The 23,027-nt window shown below is 72.7% G+C and carries 20 protein-coding genes and 1 riboswitch; of the genes, 11 read left to right on the forward strand and 9 right to left on the reverse strand.

Annotation, left to right across the window (positions count from 1 at the left end):
• From ABLE53_RS09485 to ABLE53_RS09500, 4 genes are all read right to left on the reverse strand, one after another.
• Nucleotides 1-1,503 carry a flavin monoamine oxidase family protein gene (locus tag ABLE53_RS09485; RefSeq protein ID WP_348858595.1) on the reverse strand — a complete coding sequence of 501 codons (1,503 nt, stop codon included), beginning with the start codon at nucleotides 1,501-1,503 and terminating at the stop codon, nucleotides 1-3.
• Between the two features lie 73 nt (nucleotides 1,504-1,576).
• Complete coding sequence (locus ABLE53_RS09490) at nucleotides 1,577-2,692, reverse strand: alpha/beta fold hydrolase (protein ID WP_348858596.1); 1,116 nt, start codon at nucleotides 2,690-2,692, stop codon at nucleotides 1,577-1,579.
• Nucleotides 2,693-2,830: 138 nt separating this feature from the next.
• Complete coding sequence (locus ABLE53_RS09495; protein ID WP_348858597.1) at nucleotides 2,831-3,058, reverse strand: hypothetical protein; 228 nt, start codon at nucleotides 3,056-3,058, stop codon at nucleotides 2,831-2,833.
• A 58-nt stretch (nucleotides 3,059-3,116) separates the two neighbouring features.
• The gene (locus ABLE53_RS09500; protein WP_348858598.1) at nucleotides 3,117-3,887 is read right to left on the reverse strand and encodes a thioesterase family protein; all 771 of its coding nucleotides are present in this window, start codon (nucleotides 3,885-3,887) and stop codon (nucleotides 3,117-3,119) included.
• A gap of 78 nt (nucleotides 3,888-3,965) precedes the next feature.
• Between ABLE53_RS09500 and ABLE53_RS09505 the strand changes: the two genes are divergently transcribed.
• Nucleotides 3,966-4,367: a VOC family protein gene (locus ABLE53_RS09505; protein ID WP_348858599.1), complete on the forward strand. Its 402-nt coding sequence runs from the start codon at nucleotides 3,966-3,968 to the stop codon at nucleotides 4,365-4,367.
• A gap of 1 nt (nucleotide 4,368) precedes the next feature.
• On the opposite strand, the gene ABLE53_RS09510 is transcribed toward ABLE53_RS09505, so the two are convergent.
• Nucleotides 4,369-5,796 carry an alpha,alpha-trehalose-phosphate synthase (UDP-forming) gene (locus ABLE53_RS09510; protein WP_348858600.1) on the reverse strand — a complete coding sequence of 476 codons (1,428 nt, stop codon included), beginning with the start codon at nucleotides 5,794-5,796 and terminating at the stop codon, nucleotides 4,369-4,371.
• A gap of 104 nt (nucleotides 5,797-5,900) precedes the next feature.
• Here ABLE53_RS09510 and ABLE53_RS09515 point away from each other — a divergent pair, with 104 nt between their 5' ends.
• The 4 genes from ABLE53_RS09515 to ABLE53_RS09530 are packed head-to-tail and all read left to right on the forward strand — an operon-like array spanning nucleotide 5,901 to nucleotide 12,044.
• Nucleotides 5,901-6,329 (forward strand): hypothetical protein, encoded by a 429-nt coding sequence (locus ABLE53_RS09515; protein ID WP_348858601.1) that lies wholly within the window; start codon nucleotides 5,901-5,903, stop codon nucleotides 6,327-6,329.
• A complete protein-coding gene (locus ABLE53_RS09520) occupies nucleotides 6,329-6,910 on the forward strand; it encodes a hypothetical protein (RefSeq protein WP_348858602.1) in 582 nt (193 codons plus the stop codon). The genes ABLE53_RS09515 and ABLE53_RS09520 overlap by 1 nt, the downstream gene beginning before the upstream one ends.
• Nucleotides 6,910-11,697: a putative T7SS-secreted protein gene (locus tag ABLE53_RS09525; RefSeq protein ID WP_348858603.1), complete on the forward strand. Its 4,788-nt coding sequence runs from the start codon at nucleotides 6,910-6,912 to the stop codon at nucleotides 11,695-11,697. Before ABLE53_RS09520 ends, ABLE53_RS09525 begins: the two co-directional genes overlap by 1 nt.
• A gap of 5 nt (nucleotides 11,698-11,702) precedes the next feature.
• Nucleotides 11,703-12,044 carry a hypothetical protein gene (locus ABLE53_RS09530; RefSeq protein WP_348858604.1) on the forward strand — a complete coding sequence of 114 codons (342 nt, stop codon included), beginning with the start codon at nucleotides 11,703-11,705 and terminating at the stop codon, nucleotides 12,042-12,044.
• A 38-nt stretch (nucleotides 12,045-12,082) separates the two neighbouring features.
• Here ABLE53_RS09530 and ABLE53_RS09535 read toward each other — a convergent pair whose 3' ends face one another.
• On the reverse strand, nucleotides 12,083-13,147 hold the full coding sequence (locus tag ABLE53_RS09535; RefSeq protein WP_348858605.1) for a Gfo/Idh/MocA family protein: 1,065 nt from the start codon (nucleotides 13,145-13,147) through the stop codon (nucleotides 12,083-12,085).
• Between the two features lie 121 nt (nucleotides 13,148-13,268).
• On the opposite strand from ABLE53_RS09535, the gene napA reads away from it, so the two are divergent.
• The 3 genes from napA to otsB all read left to right on the forward strand — a co-directional run bounded on the left by napA (nucleotide 13,269) and on the right by otsB (nucleotide 14,996).
• Nucleotides 13,269-13,565, forward strand: coding sequence for a nucleoid-associated protein NapA (gene napA / locus ABLE53_RS09540; RefSeq protein WP_348858606.1), 297 nt, complete (start codon nucleotides 13,269-13,271; stop codon nucleotides 13,563-13,565).
• Nucleotides 13,566-13,567: 2 nt separating this feature from the next.
• Nucleotides 13,568-14,071: a LytR C-terminal domain-containing protein gene (locus ABLE53_RS09545; RefSeq protein WP_348858607.1), complete on the forward strand. Its 504-nt coding sequence runs from the start codon at nucleotides 13,568-13,570 to the stop codon at nucleotides 14,069-14,071.
• 91 nt (nucleotides 14,072-14,162) lie between these two features.
• Complete coding sequence (gene otsB / locus ABLE53_RS09550; protein WP_348858608.1) at nucleotides 14,163-14,996, forward strand: trehalose-phosphatase; 834 nt, start codon at nucleotides 14,163-14,165, stop codon at nucleotides 14,994-14,996.
• 76 nt (nucleotides 14,997-15,072) lie between these two features.
• Here otsB and ABLE53_RS09555 read toward each other — a convergent pair whose 3' ends face one another.
• The 3 genes from ABLE53_RS09555 to ABLE53_RS09565 are packed head-to-tail and all read right to left on the reverse strand — an operon-like array spanning nucleotide 15,073 to nucleotide 18,660.
• Complete coding sequence (locus tag ABLE53_RS09555) at nucleotides 15,073-16,404, reverse strand: sensor histidine kinase (RefSeq protein ID WP_348858609.1); 1,332 nt, start codon at nucleotides 16,402-16,404, stop codon at nucleotides 15,073-15,075.
• Entirely contained in the window at nucleotides 16,401-17,093 is a 693-nt protein-coding gene (locus tag ABLE53_RS09560; protein ID WP_348858610.1) for a response regulator transcription factor, read from the reverse strand. The genes ABLE53_RS09555 and ABLE53_RS09560 overlap by 4 nt, the downstream gene beginning before the upstream one ends.
• Nucleotides 17,077-18,660 carry a hypothetical protein gene (locus ABLE53_RS09565; RefSeq protein ID WP_348858611.1) on the reverse strand — a complete coding sequence of 528 codons (1,584 nt, stop codon included), beginning with the start codon at nucleotides 18,658-18,660 and terminating at the stop codon, nucleotides 17,077-17,079. Before ABLE53_RS09565 ends, ABLE53_RS09560 begins: the two co-directional genes overlap by 17 nt.
• A 143-nt stretch (nucleotides 18,661-18,803) precedes the next feature.
• Between ABLE53_RS09565 and lon the strand changes: the two genes are divergently transcribed.
• The 3 genes from lon (at nucleotide 18,804) to ABLE53_RS09580 (ending at nucleotide 22,984) form a co-directional block, all read left to right on the forward strand.
• On the forward strand, nucleotides 18,804-21,140 hold the full coding sequence (lon, locus tag ABLE53_RS09570; RefSeq protein WP_348858612.1) for an endopeptidase La: 2,337 nt from the start codon (nucleotides 18,804-18,806) through the stop codon (nucleotides 21,138-21,140).
• A 134-nt stretch (nucleotides 21,141-21,274) separates the two neighbouring features.
• Nucleotides 21,275-21,426, forward strand: a riboswitch (SAM riboswitch).
• Nucleotides 21,427-21,437: 11 nt separating this feature from the next.
• A complete protein-coding gene (gene thrC, locus ABLE53_RS09575; RefSeq protein WP_348858613.1) occupies nucleotides 21,438-22,709 on the forward strand; it encodes a threonine synthase in 1,272 nt (423 codons plus the stop codon).
• Complete coding sequence (locus ABLE53_RS09580; RefSeq protein WP_348858614.1) at nucleotides 22,709-22,984, forward strand: MoaD/ThiS family protein; 276 nt, start codon at nucleotides 22,709-22,711, stop codon at nucleotides 22,982-22,984. The genes thrC and ABLE53_RS09580 overlap by 1 nt, the downstream gene beginning before the upstream one ends.
• Nucleotides 22,985-23,027: the final 43 nt, after the last annotated feature.

The raw sequence follows: 23,027 nt of genomic DNA on the forward strand, positions 1-23,027 counted from the left end.
TCACAGCCGGTCGAGAACCTCGAGCGCGGCGCGCCTGCCGGCGCGGGCGGCGCCGTCCATGTAGCCGGACCAGTACGTCGCGGTCTCGGTGCCCGCCCAGTGCACCCGCCCGAACGGGCGGCGGATGTGCGGCCCGAAGGGCACGAAGGTCCCGGGGGCGTGGATCGCGGTCGGCGCGCCGCCGGTCCACCGCTCCTTGGTCCAGTCGTGCTCGACGTAGTCGATCGGGTGCAGCGCCTCGTCTCCGAAGAGCGCCGCGAACCCCTCGAGGACGGCCTGGCGCCGCTTCGCCCGTGTCATCGGACCGTAGGTCCGCCAGGTGCCGCCGCCGACGAACGCGAGCAGGACGCCGGGCGTGCCCGACCTCGGCGAGTTGTCGAAGACCGCCCGGGTCGCGCCGGTGGTCATCAGGCCGAAGCCGTTGAGCCCCTGGTCGCGCCAGAACGGCCGCGCGTAGACCGCGTCGCACTTCATCAGCTGGCCCATGTCGAGGTGGCGCAGCAGCTGCAGCCGACCGGTGGGAAGCCGCGGCTGCCACTCGATGTCGAGCACGAGCGGCGGCGGCGCGGCGACGACCACCCGCTTCGCGACCACCGTGCCGCGGTCGGAGCGGACGACCACGTGGCCGTCGCGCTGCTCGATCCGGCGTACGGCCGCCCGCAGCGCCAGCGTGTCGCCGAGCTCCTTCGCCATCCGCAGCGGGATCAGCTGGGAGCCGCCGACGAAGCGCCGCTCCTGGGCGCCGTCGGCGGTGTCGGAGTTGCGCGCGAAGGTACCGGTGTTGTCCTCGTCGCCCGAGCAGGCGACGTACCAGAGCACGAACAGGAACGACAGCTCGTCGGGGTCGGCACCGAACCCCGGCTGCGTCCAGGCCTTCATGATCTCCGTGATCCCGGGGGAGTTGACCGCGTTGCGGCGCAGCCACTCGCCGAGGCTCATCGCGTCCCACTCGGCCGCTCGCGGGTGGTCCCACGGCGCGCTCACGTCGATCTGCGAGGCGTAGTGGTCGATCCGGGTCGTCAGCAGCGCGGCGTCCGGCAGGATCAGCGGGTCGTACGGCACGGTGCCGGAGTAGTGCATCCGGCCGAACGTGGGGGAGACGTACGTCGAGCTGCCGGTGTCGTACTCGAGGAACGTGGGGACGGCGTACTCCTCGGCCAGGGCGGCGATGTGGGTCTGGGTCGGCCCGATGAAGGCGCCGCCGGACTCGATGGTGGCCCCATGCTCGCCCGGCTTGGTCAGGTGGTGGTTGAGCACCCGGCCGCCGACCCGGTCGCGCGCCTCGAGCAGGAGCACGGAGCGGTGGTGCCGCCGGATGGTGCGGGCGGCCACCAGCCCCGAGATGCCCGCCCCGACGACGGCCACGTCGACCTTCGTCGGCAGCGTCCCCTGCAGGCCGGCCGCCTCGGAGTCGGAGAAGACGCCGGTGCCGAGCACCACGCCGCCCGCTCCTAGTCCCGCGGCACCGATCAGCGAGCGACGGGTCAGGGAACTCTCGGGCATGCGGGCTCCTCGCGGTCGGGGTGACGGGCGCCGTTGCCTGGTGTCAGGTCCCAACGACGGGAGCCCGCGAGGGTCACGCGGTTTCGTGGTCCGCGAACCAGCGGTCGAGCAGCGGCCACGTCGTCGCACGCGCGGCGCGGCCGGTGAGCAGGCCGAGGTGGCCGCCGGGGACGATGTCGAACCGGGCCTCCTTCGCGTTGCCCAGCAGCGGCAGGACCGCCTTGACCGCGCCGATCGGCGCGATGCCGTCGCCGGCGCCGGCGACGACGAGCACCGGGACGCGTACGTCGGCGACGTCGATCGTCCGGTCGCCGAGGTCGACCCGGCCGGTGCGGAGCGCGTTGGTGCGGAAGAACCGGTGGTAGAGCTGCCCGAACGTACGGCCGGGGTAGGCGATGAGGTTCTCTGTGAACCGGTCGACCGCCTCGAGCTGGGCGAGGAAGTCGGTGTCGGCGAGGTGGGTGAGCTTCGCGACCGGCTTGGTGAGGAGCTTGTCCACCGCGCTGAGCTGGAAGGCCCACCGCACGAACGGCTTCGGCGCGCCGCCGAGCGCCTGGTAGAGCGCGGTGATGATCCGGCCGTCGGCGAGGTCGACCAGCGGCCGCAGCGGCGCGACGAGGGGAACCTGGGTCACGTCGAAGGGCGACCCGAGCACCGAGAGCGACGCGATCGGCAGGTCGGTGTCGTCGGCCGCGACCAGCAGCGCGAAGATCCCGGCCAGTGACCAGCCGACGACGTGGACCGGACGCCCGCCCGCGTTCGCCGAGACCTCGCGGATCGCCTGCGGCACCGCCTCCTCGATCCAGTGCTCGATGCCCAGGCTGCGGTTGGCGAAGGAGACCTCGCCGTACTCCACCAGATAGGTCGGCCGGCCGGTGCACAGCAGGTGCTCGACGACCGAGCATCCGCGGCGCAGGTCGTAGCAGAGCGCGGGCGCGGCGAGCGGCGTCACGAGGAGCACCGGGTCGCCGGCTTCCACCACCCCGGGTAGCGGGCGGTAGTGGTAGACCTCGCGCAGGGTGCCGTCGTCGATGAGGGTCCGCGGCATGGGCCGCAGGTCGGCGACCCCGCCGTACAGGACCTTGTGGGCGACGTTGCCGGCCGCCGCCCGCGCCTCCTGCACCACCGGGGACAGCAGGGGTTTGAGAGCGGCCCCGGCAGCGCTGTCGGGGTGGGGGATCAGAGGCACCACGGGAACATAACCGCCCCGGGGCGGCTCGGGTCACGTGTCCGTTACCGGGAGATGGACCTTGACGGCGGTGCACGCGCAACCGGCCGCGCGATCCGAACGGTTGTCAGTGCACCGCTGCTGCGGCCGGCGAGGCGGTCAGCGGGCGAGGCTGCGCGAGGCCGCCGAGCCGTGGCGCCGCTTGGGGTTGACGCCGATGTCGGCGGCCCCGGCGTGCTCGGCGCCGGGGATCCGGTCGACGAGCGACTGGGCCACGGTGAGACCGGAGGAGGCGACCGAGATCCCGGTCGAGAGCACCTTGTGGACCAGCGACCCCGCCGCGGTGACCGCGCGGCCGGGTGCGGGGAGGGCGGGGATCGAGGGCATGGCACGAAACTACCGGCCGACGAGGGCTGGCGGCCACGGTCGGCGCCCCGCGGGCCGCTCAGCCCGGCCGCACGGTGAGGACCTGGGCGCTCGTGCCGAACGGCCCCTCCGCGTCGTGGAGGACGCTGCTCGTCAGCCCGATGCCGCCCGGGCCGAAGGAGACGGTGGTGTCGAAGCCCAGCCATTCGCCCGACGGTTGGCGGAAGAGGTGCGCGGTGAGGTCGAGGTTCGGGAAGGCAACCTCCGTCGGCGCGACGCGCACGGTCATTCCGTTGGCGATGTCGACCAGCCCGACGAGCTCGGCGAGCCGGCTCACCTGCTCGCCCTCGACGAGGGGCACGTCCGTGCGGACCCAGAACGACGCCCGCCCCGGCTCCACCTGCCGGCGCCGCAGCTCGACCGACGCGATGAACCCGCCCGGCCACACGCTGGTCGGATCCCACGGCTCCATCGCGTCGGGTGGAGGGATCGCGGGCAGTGCACTGCCCTGCAGGGCATGCGTGTGGCCCGGCTGCATCAGCCAGGCGCGGAGGCGTACGGCGTCGCGCCCGCCGTGCGCCAGCACCGCCTCCACCAGCTCGATCGTCCGTCCCGGCCGGAGCACCTCCACCCGGACCTCGACCTCGTCGACGGGCAGCAGCCCGAGGATGTCGTACGACAACCGGCCGATGACCAGCCCGTCGCTGCGCCGCTCGTCGCGGTCGGCCTCGACGGCGTACGCCAGGAGGCCGAGCGCCGGGGCGATGTGCTGGGTGGCGGTGTCCCAGGCTCCGCCGACGTGCTCCGTCGCCGTGAAGGTGCGGGTGCCGGTGCGCTTGAAGTAGGCCACGCACGCAGCCTTCCATCTCCCGCCGTCTCCCGCCGAAAAGGGCTGGCGGCCACGGTCGAGGCGGACGAGGGTTCCGGCATGACGTCATCGATCTACTGCGTCGGCTTCGACTGTCGCAACGCCTACGAGCTCTCGGAGTGGTGGAAGCCGGTCCTCGGCTACACCGACGTTCCGGGCGATCCCAACGGGCCGGGCCACGAGGAGTGCGCCATCGTCGACCCCGCCGGGCAGGGGCAGGAGCTGCTCTTCCTCGAGGTGCCCGAGCCCAAGACGGTGAAGAACCGCCTCCACCTCGACCTCCAGCCCGAGGACCGGACCCGAGACGAGGAGGTCGAGCGGGTGCTGGGCCTCGGCGCGACGATGGTCGCCGACCGGCGCAACCCCGACGGCACCGGCTGGGCGGTCCTCGCGGATCCGGAGGGCAACGAGTTCTGCATCCTGCGCTCGCAGGCCGAGCGCGCCGCCACGGCGGCCGGCTGACTCAGGAGCGCTTCGCGGGCCTGACCGACTTGCCGTGGTCCGCCGGCACGTCGGCGAGGACGGCGAGGAAGCTGTCGGCCCAGTGACCCACGTCGTTGGCCGACACGGTCTTGCGCATCGCCTTCATCCGCCGGGTCAGCTCGCGGTGGTCGGCCTTGTAGGCCTCCAGCAGCGCGGCCTTCATGCCGTTCATGTCGTACGGGTTGACGAGCCACGCCTGGCGGAGCTCCTCGGCGGCGCCGGCGAACTCCGAGAGCACGAGCGCGCCGTCGTCCTCGTAACGGCAGGCGACGTACTCCTTGGCGACGAGGTTCATGCCGTCGCGGTACGGCGTGACGACCATGATGTCGGCGGCGCGGTAGAGCGCCGCCATCTCCTCGCGCGGGTAGGAGGAGTGCAGGTAGGAGATCGCGGGACGGCCGATCCGGCCGAGGTCGCCGTTGAGCCGGCCGACGAGCCGGTCGATCTCGTCGCGGAGCACGCGGTATTGCTCCACCCGCTCACGCGAGGGCACCGCGACCTGGACGAAGACCGCGTCGTCGACGTCGAAGTGGGCGTCGCGGAGCAGCTCGCCGAACGCGCGCAGGCGGGCGAAGATGCCCTTGGTGTAGTCGAGACGGTCGACGCCGAGGAAGATCTTGCGCGGGTTGCCGAGCGCCTCCCGGATCTCCTTGGCGCGGGCGTTGACCGACTCGGAGTGGGCGAGCTCCTCGAAGCCGGCGAAGTCGATCGAGATCGGGAACGCGTCCGCCCTGACCGTACGACCGTCGGGCAGGTAGACGAGGTCGCGGTGGGTCTTGTGGCCGACCCGCTGGCGTACGAGACGGACGAAGTTCTGAGCCGCTCCCGGCAGCTGGAAGCCGACCAGGTCGGCACCGAGCAGCCCCTCAAGCAGCTGCCGCCGCCAGGGGAGCTGCTGGAAGAGCTCGGCCGGCGGGAACGGGATGTGGAGGTAGAACCCGATCCGCAGGTCGGGCCGGAGCTCGCGCAGCATCTGCGGGACCAGCTGCAGCTGGTAGTCCTGCACCCAGACGGTCGCCCCCTCCGCCGCCACCTCGGCCGACTGCTCGGCGAAGCGCCGGTTCACCCGCTGGTAGCCGTCCCACCACTCGCGGTGGAACTCCGGCTTGGCCACGAGGTCGTGGTAGAGCGGCCACAGCGTGCCGTTGGAGAACCCCTCGTAGTGCTCCTCGACGTCCTCCTGCGTCATCGACATCGGCAGCAGCCGGAGGCCGTCGTCCTCGAAGGGCTCGAGGTTGCTCTCGGTGCCGCCCGGCCACCCGATCCAGACACCGTCGTTGGCCCGCATCACGGGCTCGAGCGCGCTCACCAGACCGCCCGGTGATCGCCGCCAACCACGCGTGCCGTCAGCCAGCTCGACCCGGTCTACGGGGAGCCGGTTGGCCACGATCACGAGATCAGCGTGCACGCTCCCAACCTAATGCACCGCTGTCGTGTGGGATCCTCCGGCGCGTCCTCACACGCAGGATTTCCGCGCAGTTTCATCCCTCGTGCGACGGGTAGGAGCCCCCTATGACCGAGCTTCCCGAAGCCCGCCTCGGCGACCCGACGGACGCCGGGAACCGCGAGATCGACCGGCGAAACGCGCCGTTGCGGACCGAGATCCGACTGGTCCGCGGGGGTGTCGGCAACGCCGACGCCTTCCGCCGGGCGCTCCGAGAGAGCGTGCTCTATGTGCTGCCGTGGAACGACGACGACCTGATGTGCGCCGACCAGGGCGGCATCCGGTGGGTCTACGCGTTCACCAGTGCGCTGAACGTCGCGGCGTACGCCCTCGCGCGCGGAGCGCGGCCCGACGTACCCGTCGACTACCTGACCGTGCGCGCCGACCGTCTCCTCGACGAGGCCGTGCCTGCGCTCGGTGTGCCGGCGGGGCTCGCCATCGACATCGGGAGCGAGCAGCCGATGCTCGTGCCCGCCCTTCCGGAGGCGGTCGCCTGATGGGCGGCGAGCTGAACGTCGACCCGGAGGCGCTGGCGCTCGCGGCGAAGGGGATCGACGGGACCATCGGCGAGCTCAACGACATGGGCATGCTCTCCGAGGGGGAGACCGGCCGCGGGTTCGGCTCGATGGCGCTCACCGGGATGGAGGCCGGCCACACCGGGCTCGCCGACACGTTCGCGTCGTTCTGCGACCGGTGGGGCTGGGGCGTGCGCGGCCTGGTCCAGGACGCCAACGCGATGGCCGCCGGGCTCAACATGTCCGCCGGCATCTACAGCGACGAGCAGACCTACATCACCGGAGCCCTGAAGGTCGCCGGCGCGTCGTTCGTCGCCGACCCGCACGCGACCGACGAGCAGCTCGAGAAGGAGTCCTGGGGCGACATGGTCGGCGACGCCACCTCCGTCGACTACAGCGGGGCGTCGTTCGAGGACGCCGCCCACCATGCCGGCGACACCTGGAAGGCGACCGCGGAGGACTACGTCGATACCGAGCAGCAGCAGATGACCGACCCGCTCGGCTACCTCGGTGGCGAGCTCGACGGTCTCACCGGCAAGGACGAGGACGAGGGCGAGGGCTGATGGGGTTCGGCGACTGGGTGTCCTCGACCGTCGACTCGATCGGCGACGGGCTCGAGGACGCCTGGGACCAGGGCAAGGAGTGGGTCGGCGACGGCGTCGAGGGGCTCTCCCACCTGGCCGAGGACGGCCTCGACCACGTCGGTCTCCACAGCGCGGCCGACTGGGTGCGCGAGCACGGCGACGATCTCGCAGACCAGCTCGGGGCCGACGTCGGCGAGATGAGCCTCGGCGAGACCGACGACCCGAAGCAGCTCGTCCACGGCGACACCGGGAAGATCCAGGACGCCGTCGACCACCTCACCGCGCTCAGCGGCTCCTTCGGCCAGGTGGCCTCGGGCATGAAGGGGATCGAGACCGGCGACTGGCGCGGCACCGGCGGCGGCGCCTTCGACGTCACCTGGGAGAAGACGCCCAAGGACTGGACCACGGCACAGAAGGCCTGCAGCGACGTCGCGGGCGCGCTGTCGACCTACAGCAGCACCCTGACCTGGGCGCAGGGCCAGGCCAAGGAGGCGATCCGGCAGTGGAAGGACGCCGAGAAGAAGCAGCAGGAGGCCCTCGACGCGCACAACGACGCCGTCGACACCTACAACGCCGCCGTCAAGGCCTACAACGGGAAGATCGACGCCGGGAAGGATCCCGGCGAGCCGCCGACGAAGCCCGGTGAGTTCCACGATCCCGGGCCGGCGCTGTTCAAGGCCGCCCAAGACGTCCTCGACGAGGCCCGCAAGCAGCGCAACGACGCGGCGGAGACCGCCGTCAGCACGATCCAGAAGGCGACCGACAGCGCGCCGCCGATCCCCGCGTTCCACAACCGGATGGGCGCCGACCTGCACGACCTGTACCAGTGGAAGGAGTACCAGGAGACCCACTTCGTCGGCGGCGTCCTCAAGGGAACCGGCGACCTCGTGCGGTTCGCGCGGACGCTCAACCCGACCGACCCCTACAACCTGACCCACCCGGCCGAGTACCTCTCCGGGATGTCCGACACCGCCGCCGGGCTGGTCTACGCCAGCCACCACCCCGGCGCGCTGGTCCACGGGCTCGTCGGCAGCGGATGGACCACCGACCCCGCGGAGGCGCTCGGCAAGCTCGTGCCGCAGGTCCTGCTGGCCGTCGGCACCGACGGCGCCGGGACGGCCGCGGACGCCGGCGCCGGGGTCGCGGAGCGGGCCGTCGTCGGCCTCGGCGAGCGCGAGACGGGTGGGATCGGGGAGCGTGCGGCCGGGCTCGGCGACGACCTCGCGGGCACCGCCGAGAAGGGCCGCCTGGACGACGTGAAGGTCTGCGAGCGCGACCCGGTCGACGTCGCCACCGGCGCCGTCGTCCTGGAGCAGCGCGACCTCGAGCTCCCCGGCGTGCTCCCGCTGGTCGTGAGGCGCAAGCACTCCTCGGACTGGACCTTCGGGCTCTGGTTCGGCCGGAGCTGGGCCTCGACGTTCGACGAGCGGGTCGACCTCGACGAGCACCACGTCGTCGTCGTACGCGCCGATGCGACCGCGAGCGTCTACCCGCACCCGACGGTCGACGAGCCGGTCGCCCCGGTCGCCGGCGGGGCGCCGCGGCTGGCACGGACCGAGGTGGGCGGCTTCCAGCTGACCGACCCGGAGACCGGCGAGATCAGGCACTACCTGCGTCCCGTCGACGGGCGCTCGCCGCTCGCCGCCGTCACCGACCGGACCGGCCACCGGGTGACCATCGTCCGCGACCCGTACGGCGCACCGGTGGAGCTGCGCCACACCGGCGGCTACCGCGTGCTCGTGGACACCGCCGAGCAGCGCGTCACCGGGCTGACCGTCATCAACGACGACGGGAGCGAGCCGGTCACGACCTCCCGCTACGAGTACGACGACGGGCGGCTCGCCCGCGTCGTCAACGCGTCTGGGCAGCCGCTCCGCTTCGCGTACGACGACGCCGGCCGGCTCGCCGAGTGGACCGACCGCAACGGCACCGTCTTCACCTACTCCTACGACGCCGAGGGCCGCTGCGTCGGCCAGGTCGGCCCCTCCGGCGTGCTGGCCAGCGGCTTCGGCTACACCGCCGTCGGCGACGGGCTCCGCGAGACGGTCGTGACCGACTCCGCGGGCCACGCGACGACGTACCTCGTCGACGACCGCTTCCAGGTCGTCGCCGTCACCGACCCGCTCGGTGCCCGGACCCGGTCGGTCCGCGACGACCGCGACCGGCTGCTGTCGCGCACCGACCCGCTCGGCCGGACCACGAGCTACGACTACGACGCGGACGGCAACCTCGTCGGCATCACCCGGCCCGACGGCGCCCGCCAGACCGTGGCGTGGACGACCGCCGGCGGCCGGCCGTGCCCGGTGCGGGCGACGCTGCCCGACGGGACGGTCTGGACCTTCGAGTACGACGAGCGCGGCAACCGCACTGCTGTCACCGACCCTGCCGGCGCGACGACCCGGTTCGGCTACGACGACCGTGGCCATCTCGTCTCGGTCACCGACGCCGCCGGCCGCACCCGCACGATCGACAACGACGGCGCCGGGCTGCCGCTCGTCGTCACCGAGGCCGACGGCAGCACCACCCGCCTCGAGCGCGACGCCTTCGGCCGCGTGGTGGCACTCACCGACGCACTTGGCGGCCGGGTCGAGCTGACCTGGACGCCTGAGGGCCAGCTCGCCTCGCGGACCCTGCCCGACGGGTCGACCGCGACCTGGATCTACGACGGCGAGGGCAACCCCGTCGAGCACGTCGACGCGGCGGGTCGGACCACCCGGACGACCTACACCCACTTCGACCTGCCCGCCGAGGTCACCGCGCCGGACGGGTCGGTCACCCGCTACACGTGGGACGCCGAGCTGCGGCTCACCGCCGTCACCAACCCGCAGGGCCGTGTGTGGCGCTACGCCTACGACGCCGCGGGCCGGCTGGCGTCCGAGACCGACTTCAACGGGCGGACCCTGCGCTACGAGCACGACGCCGCCGGGCAGCTCGTACGCCGCACCAACGGCGCCAGCGAGACTGTGGACTACGAGCTCGACGCGCTCGGCCGGGTGCAGCAGCAGCGCGCCGGCGACGCCGTCACGACCCTCACCCACGACCCGCTCGGCCGGCTGCTGCGCGCGACCGGCCCCGACGTCGAGCTGGTGCTGCAGCGAGACCCGCTCGGCCGGGTCGTGGCCGAGTCGCTCAACGGCCGCACCGTCTCCTCGGCGTACGACGTCCTCGGCCGGCGGGTGCGCCGGACCACGCCCGCGGGCGTCGAGGCGGTCTGGTCCTACGGACTCTCCGGGCTGCCGGAGCGGCTGACGGTCGCCGGCCACGAGGTGGCCTTCCACCGCGACCTGCTCGGCCGGGAGACCCGCCGCGAGCTCGGCGGCGCGGTCCTCGACCAGGGCTGGGACCCGCTCGGCCAGCTGGTCAGCCAGACCCTCGCGGTCCCGGCCGCCGCGCCGGAGGCGGCGCTGCGGGGCAGGCTCGAGGGCCGGCTCGGTGCATCCGGCGGAGGCGCGGGCGGTGTGCCCGAGCCCGTCGTACTCCAGCAGCGCCGCTACACCTACGCCGCCGGCGGGCGCCTCGTCGGCGTCGACGACCGGCTCTCCGGCGCGCGGCGGCTCGAACTCGACCTGGCCGACCGGATCACCTCGGTCAGCGGGCCCGACTGGTCCGAGGTCTACTCCTACGACCCGCTGGGCAACATCACCAGCGCGACGGCGGGCGATGACGCCGAGCGCCGGGAGTACGCCGGCACGCTGCTGACCCGGTCGGGCCGCAACCGCTACTCCTACGACGCCCAGGGGCGGCTCGTCTCACGGGTCCGGTCGCGGCTGTCGCGGAAGGCAGAGACCTGGGCCTACGAGTGGGACGCCGAGGACCGGCTCGTCGGCTGCCGCACGCCCGACGGGACCCGGTGGCGCTACGTGTACGACGTGCTCGGGCGGCGGGTCGCCAAGCGCCGGCTCGATCACGCCGGCGCCGTGGTCGAGGAGGTGCTGTTCGCCTGGGACGACTCGACGCTCGTCGAGGAGTCAGCGGCCTCCGGGGTGCGGTCGTGGGTGCACGACGGCCTCGCGCCGCTGGCGCAGGTCGAGCTCGCGCAGGAGCTTCCGCAGGAGGAGGTCGACGCCCGCTTCCTCGCGATCGTCACCGACCTCGTCGGCGCTCCGACCGAGCTGGTCTCCGCCGACGGCGAGCTGGTCTGGCACGCTCGTCGTACCGTCTGGGGCGCCCCGGCCGACCCCTCCGCCGACCCGACGCCGCTGCGCTTCCCGGGCCAGTACGCCGACCCCGAGACGGGGCTGTTCTACAACCTCAACCGCTACTACGACCCCGCCACAGGCCGCTACGTCTCCCAGGACCCGCTCGGGCTCGCGCCCGCGCCCAACCCCACGGCGTACGTCCACAACCCCACCACCTGGGCCGACCCGCTCGGGCTGTCGCCGTGTGACCCGGTGAACGGTCCGAGCTCCGCGGAGGGCCCGCGAGCCCTCGAGAGCGGCCGCAAGCTCGAGGCCCACTGGCAGGGCACCACGAACTACAACCACGGCGGCGAGATGACAGCCATCGAGCACATCAACTACCGGCATGCGTACGGCTCAGGGTTCACCAACGTCAGCCACTTCGCCGAGGGAACCAGCGCTCGCGACATCTACTCGATGGTCGACCAGGCGCTCCGGCGCGGCGAGGTGACCCCCAACGGCGACAGCTACAAGGTCGTGTATGACACCGGGAGGACGATTGGGACCGACAAGTGGGGTGCTCCGACCAGTCGCTTGCAGATCTATGTGCTTGATGGACGAATTCGGACAGCTTTCCCAGTGGGGTGATGACAGTGGCGCAATCGAAGAAGACAGTTCTCGAGGAGTTCCTGAGCGAGGAGATGGGGGAGCCCGGCAAGTTGGCGATCCTGCGTGCGGAGCGGGATCGTCATCAGGGTGTCGTGGAGCTGCCGGGCAACCTCATTGACGTCACCCTCGACTTCGATGCGGGCGAGGCCCAGATCGCGATGGTCGTCGATCCCGACAGAGCGGGCCACACGCAGAAGATGCCACTCACGCAGTTCTTCGACCGGGTGAGGCAAACCAACGTCGGCGCCGGACGCCCGCCGGGGCACGGTGGCGCTCGATTCCTGCTCCCGGGTGCCGGGCGGGACGGCACCGATCACTCACGGTGACCGATCGATGCAGCACGACCCCGTCGGCGCGGGTGGGGTCAGGTCTCCCGCGCGAAGCGGGCGCCGACGGTCTCGCGGATCCAGTCCATCTGCCGCATCAGGGTGAGCGTCTGGGAGAGCGGGACGAGCGGGGACTCCAGGAGTTCCTCGCGCAGGCAGCGGTTGACCTCGAGGATCTCGTTGCCGTAGCCCTTCCCGACGACCGGCTCGTCGCCGACGATCTCGACGACCCGGCCGGACGGCGTGCCGTGGGTGCCGGCGGCGTACTCGGTGAAGACTGCCTTCGCCGGGTGGTGGAAGTCGGCGAGGTCGATCCGGCCGCGGTCGGTGCCGATGGCGGCGGCCCGCGAGGACCAGGAGGACATCGAGCAGGCGAGGGTGGCGAGTACGCCGCGCGCGTACCTCCCGGTCATGACCAGGTCGGTGTCGAAGCTCCCCGCATCGGTCGTGCGTACGTCGGCCTGGGCGGTCAGCGCCTCGGCCTCGCCGAACAGCAGGTGGGCGAAGGTGAGCGGGTAGATCCCCATGTCCAGCAGTACGCTCGCGCCGAGCGAGGCGTCGAAGAGCCGGTCCGGGTCTTCGGGGGTCACCACGAAGCCGAGCTCGGCGTGGAGCTGCCGAGGGGTGCCGAAGCGCCCGTCGGCGAGCTCGGACTGCAGCGCCCGGATCACCGGGTGGCACGCCGTCCACATCGCCTCCATGAGGAACCGGTCGTTCGCCTTCGCGACTCCGACCAGCTCCTCGGCCTCGGTGGCGTTGAGGGTCAGCGCCTTCTCGCAGAGCACGTGCTTGCCGGCCTCCAGCGCGAGCCGGGCGTGCTCGAGGTGGTGTGAGTGCGGGCTCGCGACGTACACCACGTCGACGTCGGGATCCGCGACCAGCTCCTCGTACGAGCCGTGTGCCCGCGCCAGCCCGTAGTGGTCGTACGCCGCCGCGAACTCGCGCGCCCTCTCGACCCTCCGCGAGCCGACCGCCGTCAGCTGGGCGTCCGGGACGAGCATGAGGTCGGCGGCGAAGGAGTGGGCGATCCGGCCGGTGGCGAGGATGCCCCACCGGACGGGGGCGGCAGACTCGGGAGCGGGCTCGGAGGTCGACTCGGTCACGCCGCTCACGGTAGCGATCACGCGATCGGAGGCGCGCCGGTGACAACGAACTACAAGCGTGTAGTTCGTCGCGTATGGTGTCGCGTGGATCGTTGTTGTCGAGCTTTTGGGGGATCCACGGATGGACGCCGCGCACGCCCAGCCAAACGGGTCGGCCGATGGCGCGCCGCGACTCAGCGAGCGCGACCTCGAGATCCTCGCCTTCGAGCGGCAGTGGTGGAAGTACGCCGGCGCGAAGGAGACCGCCGTCCGCGAGAAGTTCGACATGTCCTCGACCCGCTACTACCAGGTGCTCAACGCCCTCATCGACCGGCCGGAGGCGCTCGAGGCCGACCCCCTTCTCGTACGCCGGCTGCGCCGCCTCCGCGCCGCCCGGCAGCGACAGCGCTCCGCCCGTCGGCTGGGATTCGAGGTCTGATCATGGGCAGGCGTGACCAGCGCGGCATCGCGCTCCCTTCCCCGGTCGTGCTCCTCAGCATCCTCGCCGTCGGCCTGGCGATCGTCGCCTTCGTCCTCACGGGCCACGACGGGCCCAAGGAGCGGGAGATCACCCCCGCCGCCGCCCCCGAGACCCATCCCTCCGCCTCGGCGAGCGCCGCCCCGAAGGTCCACAAGAAGCCCGCGAAGCCCAAGCCGAAGCCGATCGACCGCGGCAAGGTCTACGTCGAGGTCTACAACAACACCAACATCCGCGGCCTCGCCGGCACGGTCGCCGAGCAGGCCGGCACCATCGGCTGGAACGTCGTCGGCGCCGACAACTGGATGGGCACCGTCCCGGCCACGACCGTCTACTACCCGCCGAAGCTGCAGGCGGCCGGCAAGAAGCTGGCCCTCGACCTCGGCATCAAGCGCACCCACATCGCCGTCCAGGGCTCGATGAAGCCCGACCGGCTCACGATCGTCCTCACCGGCCCGCTGGGCTGAGACCGCGTCCTCCTGAGGGACGGCGAGAGTTCCGTCACGATTCAATGACGCCGCCCTGCCGCACCGGCGGCGTACGTGGGACGCTAGGGGCATGGAGTTCACCTCGCCCGAGGGCGAGCGGAAGTACGCCGCGTTCGCGGCTGCCGCCTCCGACGCGGTGGTCGCCCTCGACTTCGACGGCACCCTCTCGCCCATCGTCGACGACCCGGCGAAGGCCCACATCCACCCCGACGCCGGGGAGGTGCTGGCCGCGCTCGCCGAGAAGGTGAAGGCGATCGCGGTCGTCACCGGCAGGCCCGCCCGCCAGGTCCTCGACCTCGGCGGCCTCGAGGAGGTCGGCGATGCGCTCGCCGCGCACGGCAAGGAGCTGCACGTCTTCGGGCAGTACGGCAACGAGCGGTGGAGCTCCTCCCAGCGGGTGATCCACGGGCCGCGGCCGCCGGCCGGTCTCGCGACCTTCGAGCTCGAGCTGCCGTCGGTGCTCCGCCGCGCCGGCGCCGGCGACGCGTACGTCGAGGACAAGGGCCTCGCCGTCGCCGTCCACACCCGTCGGCTGCCCGACCCCGACGCCGCCTTCGAGCGGCTGCTGCCGCTGCTGCGGCCGCTCGCGGAGCAGCACGACCTCGTCCTCGAGCCCGGCAAGCAGGTCATCGAGGTCCGCTCGGGCGGGATGGACAAGGGCCTCGCCGTCGACAGGCTGGTCGACGACCTGAAGGCCGGTGCCGTGATGTTCGCAGGCGACGACCTCGGCGACGTCGAGGCGTTCGAGTCGGTCACCGCCTGGGGCAAGAACGGCCTGCCCACCCTGCTCGTCTGCTCGGCCTCGAGCGAGGAGAGCGCGCTCGTGCCGCTCTCCGACGTCGTGGTGCACGGCCCCGACGGCGTACTCGACCTGATGCGGCAGCTCACCGCCGACGCCCGCTGAGCGACGCGCCGCTCGCGCTTGCCGGCCACCCAAAGTGTCACCGTGACACTTCGCCGGGTCGGTGACACGTAGGACGTCAGCCTCGCGCGGCGGGCACGTCGAGCGTCACCGCCGAGCCGTCGATGGCGACGGTGCCGCGGTGCGCCTCGGCGACCGCCTTGACGAGGGCGAGACCGAGCCCGGTCCCGGGCGTGGTGCGGGAGCCCTCCGCCCGGCTGAACCGGTCGAACGCGGTCGCCACGAACTCCGGCGGGAAGCCCGGCCCCTCGTCGGAGACGGTGAGCCGCACCCGGCCGTCGTACGCCCGCGCAGCGACCGTGACGGTGCCCGCGCCGTGGCGCAGCGCGTTGCCGACGAGGTTGTCGAGGGCGAGGTCGAGCCAGTCCGGATTGCCGCAGAGGTCGGGCACGCCGGCGGTGTCGGTCGCGATCGAGCGGCCCGCCGCCTCGGCCTCCGGGCGGTGACGGGCGGCGACGCCGGTGACCAGGCCGGCGGTGTCGACGTCGCCGGTCGGCGGCTCCTGGGCGCGCACCTCCTCGAGGTCGAGGAGCGCCTCGCAGAGGGCGATCATCCGGCGTACCTGCTTCTGCAGCGAGCCCATCGTCGCCTCGGACTCGGCGGCGTCGCGCGGCCGCAGCCTCGCCCAGTCGAGCTCGGCCTGCATGACCGTGAGCGGCGAGCGCAGCTCATGCGAGGCGTCGGCGAGGAACTGCCGCTCGCGCTCGGCGGAGGCGGCGAGACGGTCGAGCAGGTCGTTGAGGGTATGGCCGAGCCGGGTGAGCTCGTCGTCGCGGTCCTCGGGCACCGGCAGGCGGTCCTCGGGCGCCGCGGAGGCGGCCGCGGCGCGGTAGCGCTCCACCGGTCCGAGGGCCGCCCGCGCCGTCCACCAGCCGACCGCGGACGCCGCGGCCAGGGTGGCGGCGCCGGCGATCGCGAGCTGGGCGAGCAGCTCCCGGAGCGCCTCGTCGTGGTGGGCCCGGCTGATCGCGTACGCGACGACGACCGGGCCGTCCGGTGTGCTCATCCGGGCAGTGACCACCCGCTCGGCGGGCTCCGTCGCGGGGAGGAGACGGCCGTGGTCGTGGTGCTGGACGTCACCGGCGTACGCCGCGCGGACCGTGGCCGCCGACGCCAGCCTGTGGTGGGCGCTGCCGCCGGTGACCGACCCGTCGGCGGCGTACGTCTGGTACGCCTCGCCGGGGGTGTCGCGGACCGGCGCGCGGCCCTCGTGGACCGACGCCTCGACCAGCTCGCGGTAGGCCGCGAGGTCCTGGTCGACCTGCCGATCGAGCGCGAAGGCCACCCGCCAGTAGACGAAGGCGCCCGCCAGGACGAGCACGACGGCCATCGCCGCGGCGACCGCGGCGACGAGGCGCCAGACGATCGGCCGGCCGGCGAGCAGCCTCATCGCCCGACCGGGTCGAGGCGGTAGCCCACCCCGCGCAGGGTCGTGATCCGGACCTGCTTCGAGCCGGCGAGCCGGGCTCGCACACGGGAGACGTGCACCTCGAGGGCGTTGCTGTTGATGTCGGTGTCCTCGAAGACGTCGTCGAAGAGCCGGTAGCGGGAGACGACGCGGCCGGCGTTCTGCATGAGCGAGACGAGGACGTCGAACTCCCGGCGCGACAGCGACACCTCCTCCTCGGCCACCCACGCGCGCCGCTCCCCGGGGGCGACGACCACGTCGCCGTACGCGAGCCGGGCGGTGTCGGGGACCTCGCGGCGCCGGGCGAGCGCGCGCACGCGGGCGTAGAGCTCCTCCATCGCGAACGGCTTGACCAGGTAGTCGTCGGCGCCCGCGTCGAGGCCGGCGACGCGCTCGGGTACGGCGCCGCGGGCGGTGAGGAGGAGGACGGGTACGTCGTACCCGTCCTCGCGGAGGCGGCGGCACACCTCGAGCCCGTCCATGCCGGGCAGCATCCGGTCGAGGACGACGACGTCGACGCCCGGCTCGCGCGCGGCGTCCAGGCCGGACGGGCCGTCGAGCGCCCCGCTGGTCGTCAGACCGACGTCGCGGAGGTAGCCGGTGATGAGCTCGACCAGCCTGGGCTCGTCATCGACGACCAGGACGTGCACGGTCTCAGGGTAGGTGCTCAAGGGGGTACTCCGGTTGGTGACAGACGTCGTCGGGCGGGATCGGTGCGAGCCGGCGGGTGACGCCGTCGCGCAGCCAGACCGGATGGCCGCACACCTCGGCCACCGCGCGGTAGCTGCCGTCGAGCGCGCCGTCGAAGCCGACGGGGTCCAGCCCGAAGCTCTCCGGGCGGTTCCAGCCGACGACCCAGGTGGGGCCGGTGGGCGCGGTGAGGGTGGCGTCGAGCAGCCGCAGGTGCGGGTCCTCGACCTGGGTCGGGAGGCTCCACAGGTAGGGGTATGCCGGCCGCAGCCCGGACGCGTCGATCACCTCGGCATGCGTGAAGGGGACGACCACGGTGTCGCCCGGCCGCGCCGACGCGGCCAGCCAGCGACCGGCGACCGCCGGTCCCTGGGCTGTGGCGTGCTCGGCGTACGCCGCGGGGATCGTGGCCACCGCCGTCGAGAGCCCGGCCGCGACGACGGCGGCCCGGACCAGTCGCCGGAGCAACCGCGGGGTCGCGCAGCCGTGGCGCAGGCACAGACCGACCAGGAGCGCGGTGGTGGGGACCAGGGCGAGCAGGTAGTGGTCCCAGTAGCCGCCGCCCGCCGCGATGCCGCCGAGCTCGACGAGGATCGCCGCGGCCAGGCCGCAGGTGAGGGGCTCGCCGCGCAGCAGGTGGCGGACCCGGCCGGCGAGGGCGGCGACGAGGAGCAATGCGAGGCCGGTTACCAGCGCCTCGAGCAGCATCGTGTGGAGCCGCTCGGGGGCGCCGCCGGGCCGGACGCTGAGCAGCGCGGCCGCGTCGAGGCGGAAGCCGAAGAGCGCGTGGCCGAGCGCCCGGACCCGTCCGTGGGCGGCGGCCCACAGCAGCGTCGCGAGGAGGGGTACGCCGGCGCCCACCGCCGCGGCGACGGCGACCCGGCGCACACGGTCCGGTCGCCGGCGCAGGCCGACTGCGAGGACGACCGCCAGCAGGACGAGCCCGTCGCCGAAGCTCTGCTTCATCGTGAGCGCCGCGCTCGCGGCGGCTCCGGACAGCAGACCGAGGGCCACCGCGTGCCGCTGCGCGCACAGCGCGTGGACGAGGAGCGCCGCGGCCAGCGACACGCACGTCGCGGCGAGCAGCTCGCCGTCGAGCCGCTGGCCGTCGAGCCGCACCGAGCAGACCAGGGCGGCGGCCGTCCACGCGGACCACGCCGCGGCGCGATGCCCGGCCACGGCCCGCGCGGCACTGCCGACGGCCGCCACGAGCACCGTCGCGGCGAGCGCCGCGACCAGCCTGACGCCGTACGTCCCGAGGTGGTCGGCGAGCGCGAACGCCGAGACCAGCCCGGGTGGGCGGTCGACCCAGGTCGGGCCGTAGAGGTAGGGGCCGGGCAGGTGCCACAGCCGCGCGACGACGGCGTACCCGCCCTCGTCGGGCGAGAGGTCGCGGGACAGGAAGAGCAGATGGACGACCAGGGTGACCAGCCCGGCCACCGCCACGGACACAGCCGGCCGGATGGGGACGGTCGACCGCCCTCGTCCGCCGCGCACCCGGTCGAGGGGGAGCGCGGTCGGGCGCGGTGCGGCGGGCCGGAGGTTCATGCCGCGGAACCTAGGAGCGCCACCTGAAGGAACCATGACCCCGGACCCGGCCGTCCGCTCAGGGCGAACAGCGGATCCGGAGGGAACATCCGGTGGCTCCCGAGAGTTGAGTCGCTATCACTCAAGTCTTGAAAGGGGACACCGTGGAGAAGCTTCCCGTCCTGTTCGTCTCCGACGTCGTCATCCTCCCCGGCATGGTCGTGCCGATCGCTCTCGACGAGGCCGCACAGGCGGCCGTCGACGCGGCCCGCGCCAGCAGCGACGGCAAACTGCTCGTCGCGCCCCGGCTCGAGGACCGCTACGCGTCGTACGGCGCCATCGCCTCCATCGACCGCGTCGGCCGCTTCAGCGGCGGCGGCCCGGCCGCCGTCCTGCGCGCCGAGCGGCGCGCGCGCATCGGCTCCGGCGTGACCGGCCCCGGTGCCGCGCTGTGGGTCGAGGCGGAGCCGGCCGAGGACTACCCGGGCGGCGCGGTCACGGCCAGGGCCAAGGAGCTCGCCGACGAGTACAAGCGGCTCGTCGTCGCGGTGCTCCAGCGCCGCGAGGCCTGGCAGGTGATCGACCAGGTCCAGCGGCTCACCGACCCCGGCGAGATCGCCGACACCGCCGGCTACGCGCCGTACCTCGGCGACGACCGTAAGCGCGAGCTGCTCGAGACGGCGTACGTCGAGGAGCGGCTCGAGAAGGTCATCGACTGGACCAAGGAGTACCTCGCCGAGGCCGAGCTGACCGACAAGATCAGCGAGGACGTCCGCGAGGGCATGGAGAAGTCGCAGCGGGAGTTCCTGCTGCGCCAGCAGCTGGCCGCGATCCGCAAGGAGCTCGGCGAGGGCGAGCCCGAGGGCGCGGATGACTATCGCTCGCGGGTCGAGTCCGCCGACCTGCCCGACCACGTCCGCGAGGCCGCGCTCCGCGAGGTCGACAAGCTGGAGCGCGGCTCGGAGCAGAACCCCGAGACCGCCTGGATCCGGACATGGCTCGACACCGTCCTCGAGCTGCCGTGGAACGTCACCACGCAGGACTCGACCGACGTCGCCGCCGCCCGAGCGGTGCTCGACGCCGACCACCACGGCCTCGACGAGGTCAAGGAGCGGATCGTCGAGTACCTCGCCGTCCGCGCCCGCCGCGCCGAGCGCGGCCTCCAGGTCATCGGTGGCCGCGGCTCCGGTGCCGTCATCCTGCTCGCCGGCCCTCCCGGCGTCGGCAAGACCTCGCTCGGCGAGTCCGTCGCGCGCGCCCTCGGCAGGAAGTTCGTCCGGGTCGCGCTGGGCGGCGTCCGCGACGAGGCCGAGATCCGCGGTCACCGGCGGACGTACGTCGGCGCCCTCCCGGGGCGGATCGTGCGCGCGATCAAGGAGGCCGGGTCGATGAACCCGGTCGTGCTGCTCGACGAGGTCGACAAGGTCGGCGCGGACTACCGCGGCGATCCGGCGGCGGCGCTGCTCGAGGTCCTCGACCCGGCGCAGAACCACACCTTCCGCGACCACTACCTCGAGCTCGACCTCGACCTGTCCGACGCGGTCTTCATCGCCACTGCCAACGTCGTCGAGACCATCCCGAGCGCGCTGCTCGACCGGATGGAGCTCGTCACGATCGACGGCTACACCGAGGACGACAAGGTCGCGATCGCCCGCGACTTCCTGCTGCCCCGGCAGCTGGAGCGCGCAGCGCTGACCGCCGACGAGGTGAGCGTGAGCGACGACGCCCTGCGCGAGCTGGCCGCGAACTACACCCGCGAGGCCGGCGTACGCCAGCTCGAGCGGCTGATCGCCAAGGCGCTCCGCAAGGCGGCCACTCTCCTCGCCACCGGCGAGGCGACCCACGTCGACGTCGGCGCCGACCAGCTGAAGGACCTGGTCGGGCGGGCGCGGTTCACGCCGGAGTCGGCCGAGCGGACCTCGCTGCCCGGCGTCGCGACCGGCCTGGCCGTGACCGGGCTCGGGGGTGACGTGCTCTTCATCGAGGCCTCGGCCGCGGAGGGCCAGCAGGGGCTGACCATCACCGGCCAGCTCGGCGAGGTGATGAAGGAGTCCGCCCAGATCGCGCTCTCCTTCGTCAGGTCGCACGCCGAGGAGCTCGGGGTCGACCGGTCGGTCCTCGACAAGGCGATCCACGTCCACGTGCCCGCCGGTGCAGTGCCGAAGGACGGCCCCAGCGCGGGCATCACGATGGTCACCGCGCTCACGTCGCTCGCGTCCGGACGGCCGGTGCGCAGCGAGGTCGGCATGACCGGCGAGGTGTCGCTGTCGGGCCGGGTGCTGCCGATCGGCGGGCTCAAGCAGAAGCTGCTCGCCGCCCAGAGGGCGGGGCTGACCGAGGTGTTCGTCCCGCAGCGCAACGAGCCCGATCTCGACGACGTGCCCGCCGAGGTCAAGGACTCGCTGACGATCAACCTCGTCGGCGACGTACGCGACGTCGTACGCGGCGCGCTCACTGCGGTCGACCAGGAGTCGCACGGCAACGGCGCGCACGCGGCCTGACGCCGCCGCCACAGTGTCACGGTGACACTTTGGGCGCCGCTGGTCGCAGGGCTCGGGGTCCGAATGGCGGACAGGCCATCCGCCATTCGGACCCCGATTTCTTGGCCCGGCCGCGTCGCCCCTAGAGTGAGTGCTGCTCATCGAGAGGGACTGAGGGAACGGCCCAGCGAAGTCCCGGCAACCGACCACGAGCCTCCGCCGCCCAGGCACGCCAGCCTCCGGGAGCGGACGTGGAGCAGGTGCTAATTCCGGCCCGCGGCGAGGGACGCCCCGGGGAAGATGAGGAGGAGGTTTCTCATGAGCGCCGCTGTGCAGGAGAGGACTGCGATCCGCGAGGGCGCCTTCGGCAACGCGACCGCACTGTCGTGTCGCGAGTGCGGGCACCGGATCGACCTCGGTCCGTTCTACGCCTGTCCGGAGTGCTTCGGCCCCCTCGAGGTGGCCTACGACTTCCCGGCCGTGACCCGCGAGGAGATCGAGGCCGGCCCGCGCAACATCTGGCGCTACAAGGCGCTGCTCCCGGTGCCTGCGGACATCGAGCAGAGCCCCAACACCGAGCCCGGCTTCACCCGGCTGCTGAAGGCGAACAACCTCGCCCGCGAGCTCGGCATCGAGACCCTCTGGGTCAAGGACGACAGCACCAACCCGACGAACTCGTTCAAGGACCGCGTCGTCGCCTGCGCGCTGAGCGCGGCCCGCGAGCTCGGCTCCACCGTGTTCGCCTGCCCGAGCACCGGCAACCTCGCCAACGCGGTCGCCGCCGCCGGCGCCCGGGCCGGCATCAAGACCGTCGTCTTCATCCCCAGCAACCTCGAGCAGCCCAAGCAGGTCAACTCGGCCGTCTTCACCGAGAACCTCGTCGCGGTCGAGGGCAACTACGACGACGTGAACAAGCTCGCCTCCGAGATCGCGGGCGAGGAGGACGGCTGGGCCTTCGTCAACGTCAACGTCCGGCCGTTCTACGCCGAGGGCTCCAAGACGCTCGGCTTCGAGATCGCCGAGCAGCTTGGCTGGCGGCTGCCCGACCAGATCGTCATCCCGGTCGCGTCCGGCTCCCAGCTCACCAAGGTCGACAAGGCCTTCCAGGAGCTCATCAAGCTCGGCCTCGTCGAGGAGAAGCCCTACAAGGTCTTCGGCGCGCAGGCGACGGGCTGCAACCCGGTCTCGACCGCCTTCAAGTCCGGGGTCGACGCGATCCGGCCGGTCAAGCCGGACACCATCGCCAAGTCGCTCGCCATCGGCAACCCGGCCGACGGGATCTACGTCCTCGACGCGACCCGCCGCAGCGGCGGTGCCGTCGAGGAGGTCACCGACGAGGAGATCCGCGAGGGCATCGTCCTGCTGGCCCGCACTGAGGGGATCTTCACCGAGACCGCCGGCGGCACCACGACCGCGGTCCTGAAGAAGCTCGTCGCGACCGGCCAGCTCGACCCCACGCTCGAGACCGTCATCATCAACACCGGCCACGGGCTGAAGACGCTCGACGCCGTGAGCGGCTCGGTCGCCCCCGCGGCGACCATCGCGCCGTCGTACGACGCGTTCGCGGCCACCGGGATCGGGCAGGCCTGATGTCGGTCTCGGTCCGGGTCCCCACGATCCTGCGCACCTACACGGGTGGCTCCTCGGAGGTGACCGCCGACGGGGCGACCCTCGCCGAGGTGATCGAGGCGCTCGAGGCGTCGTACCCCGGCATCAAGGGGCGCGTCCTCGACGACAACGGCGCGCTGCGGCGCTTCGTGAACGTCTACGTCGGCGACGAGGACGTCCGCTTCTCCGGCGAGCTGGCAACGCCGACGCCCGACGGAGCGAAGGTCTCGATCATTCCGGCGGTCGCCGGCGGCTGACCGCCGCGTGTTACGCGTGGTGTTAACGAGCGTGCTGTAACAA

The organism is Nocardioides asiaticus, assembly GCF_040049175.1.
Lineage (GTDB): Bacteria > Actinomycetota > Actinomycetes > Propionibacteriales > Nocardioidaceae > Nocardioides > Nocardioides cheoyonin.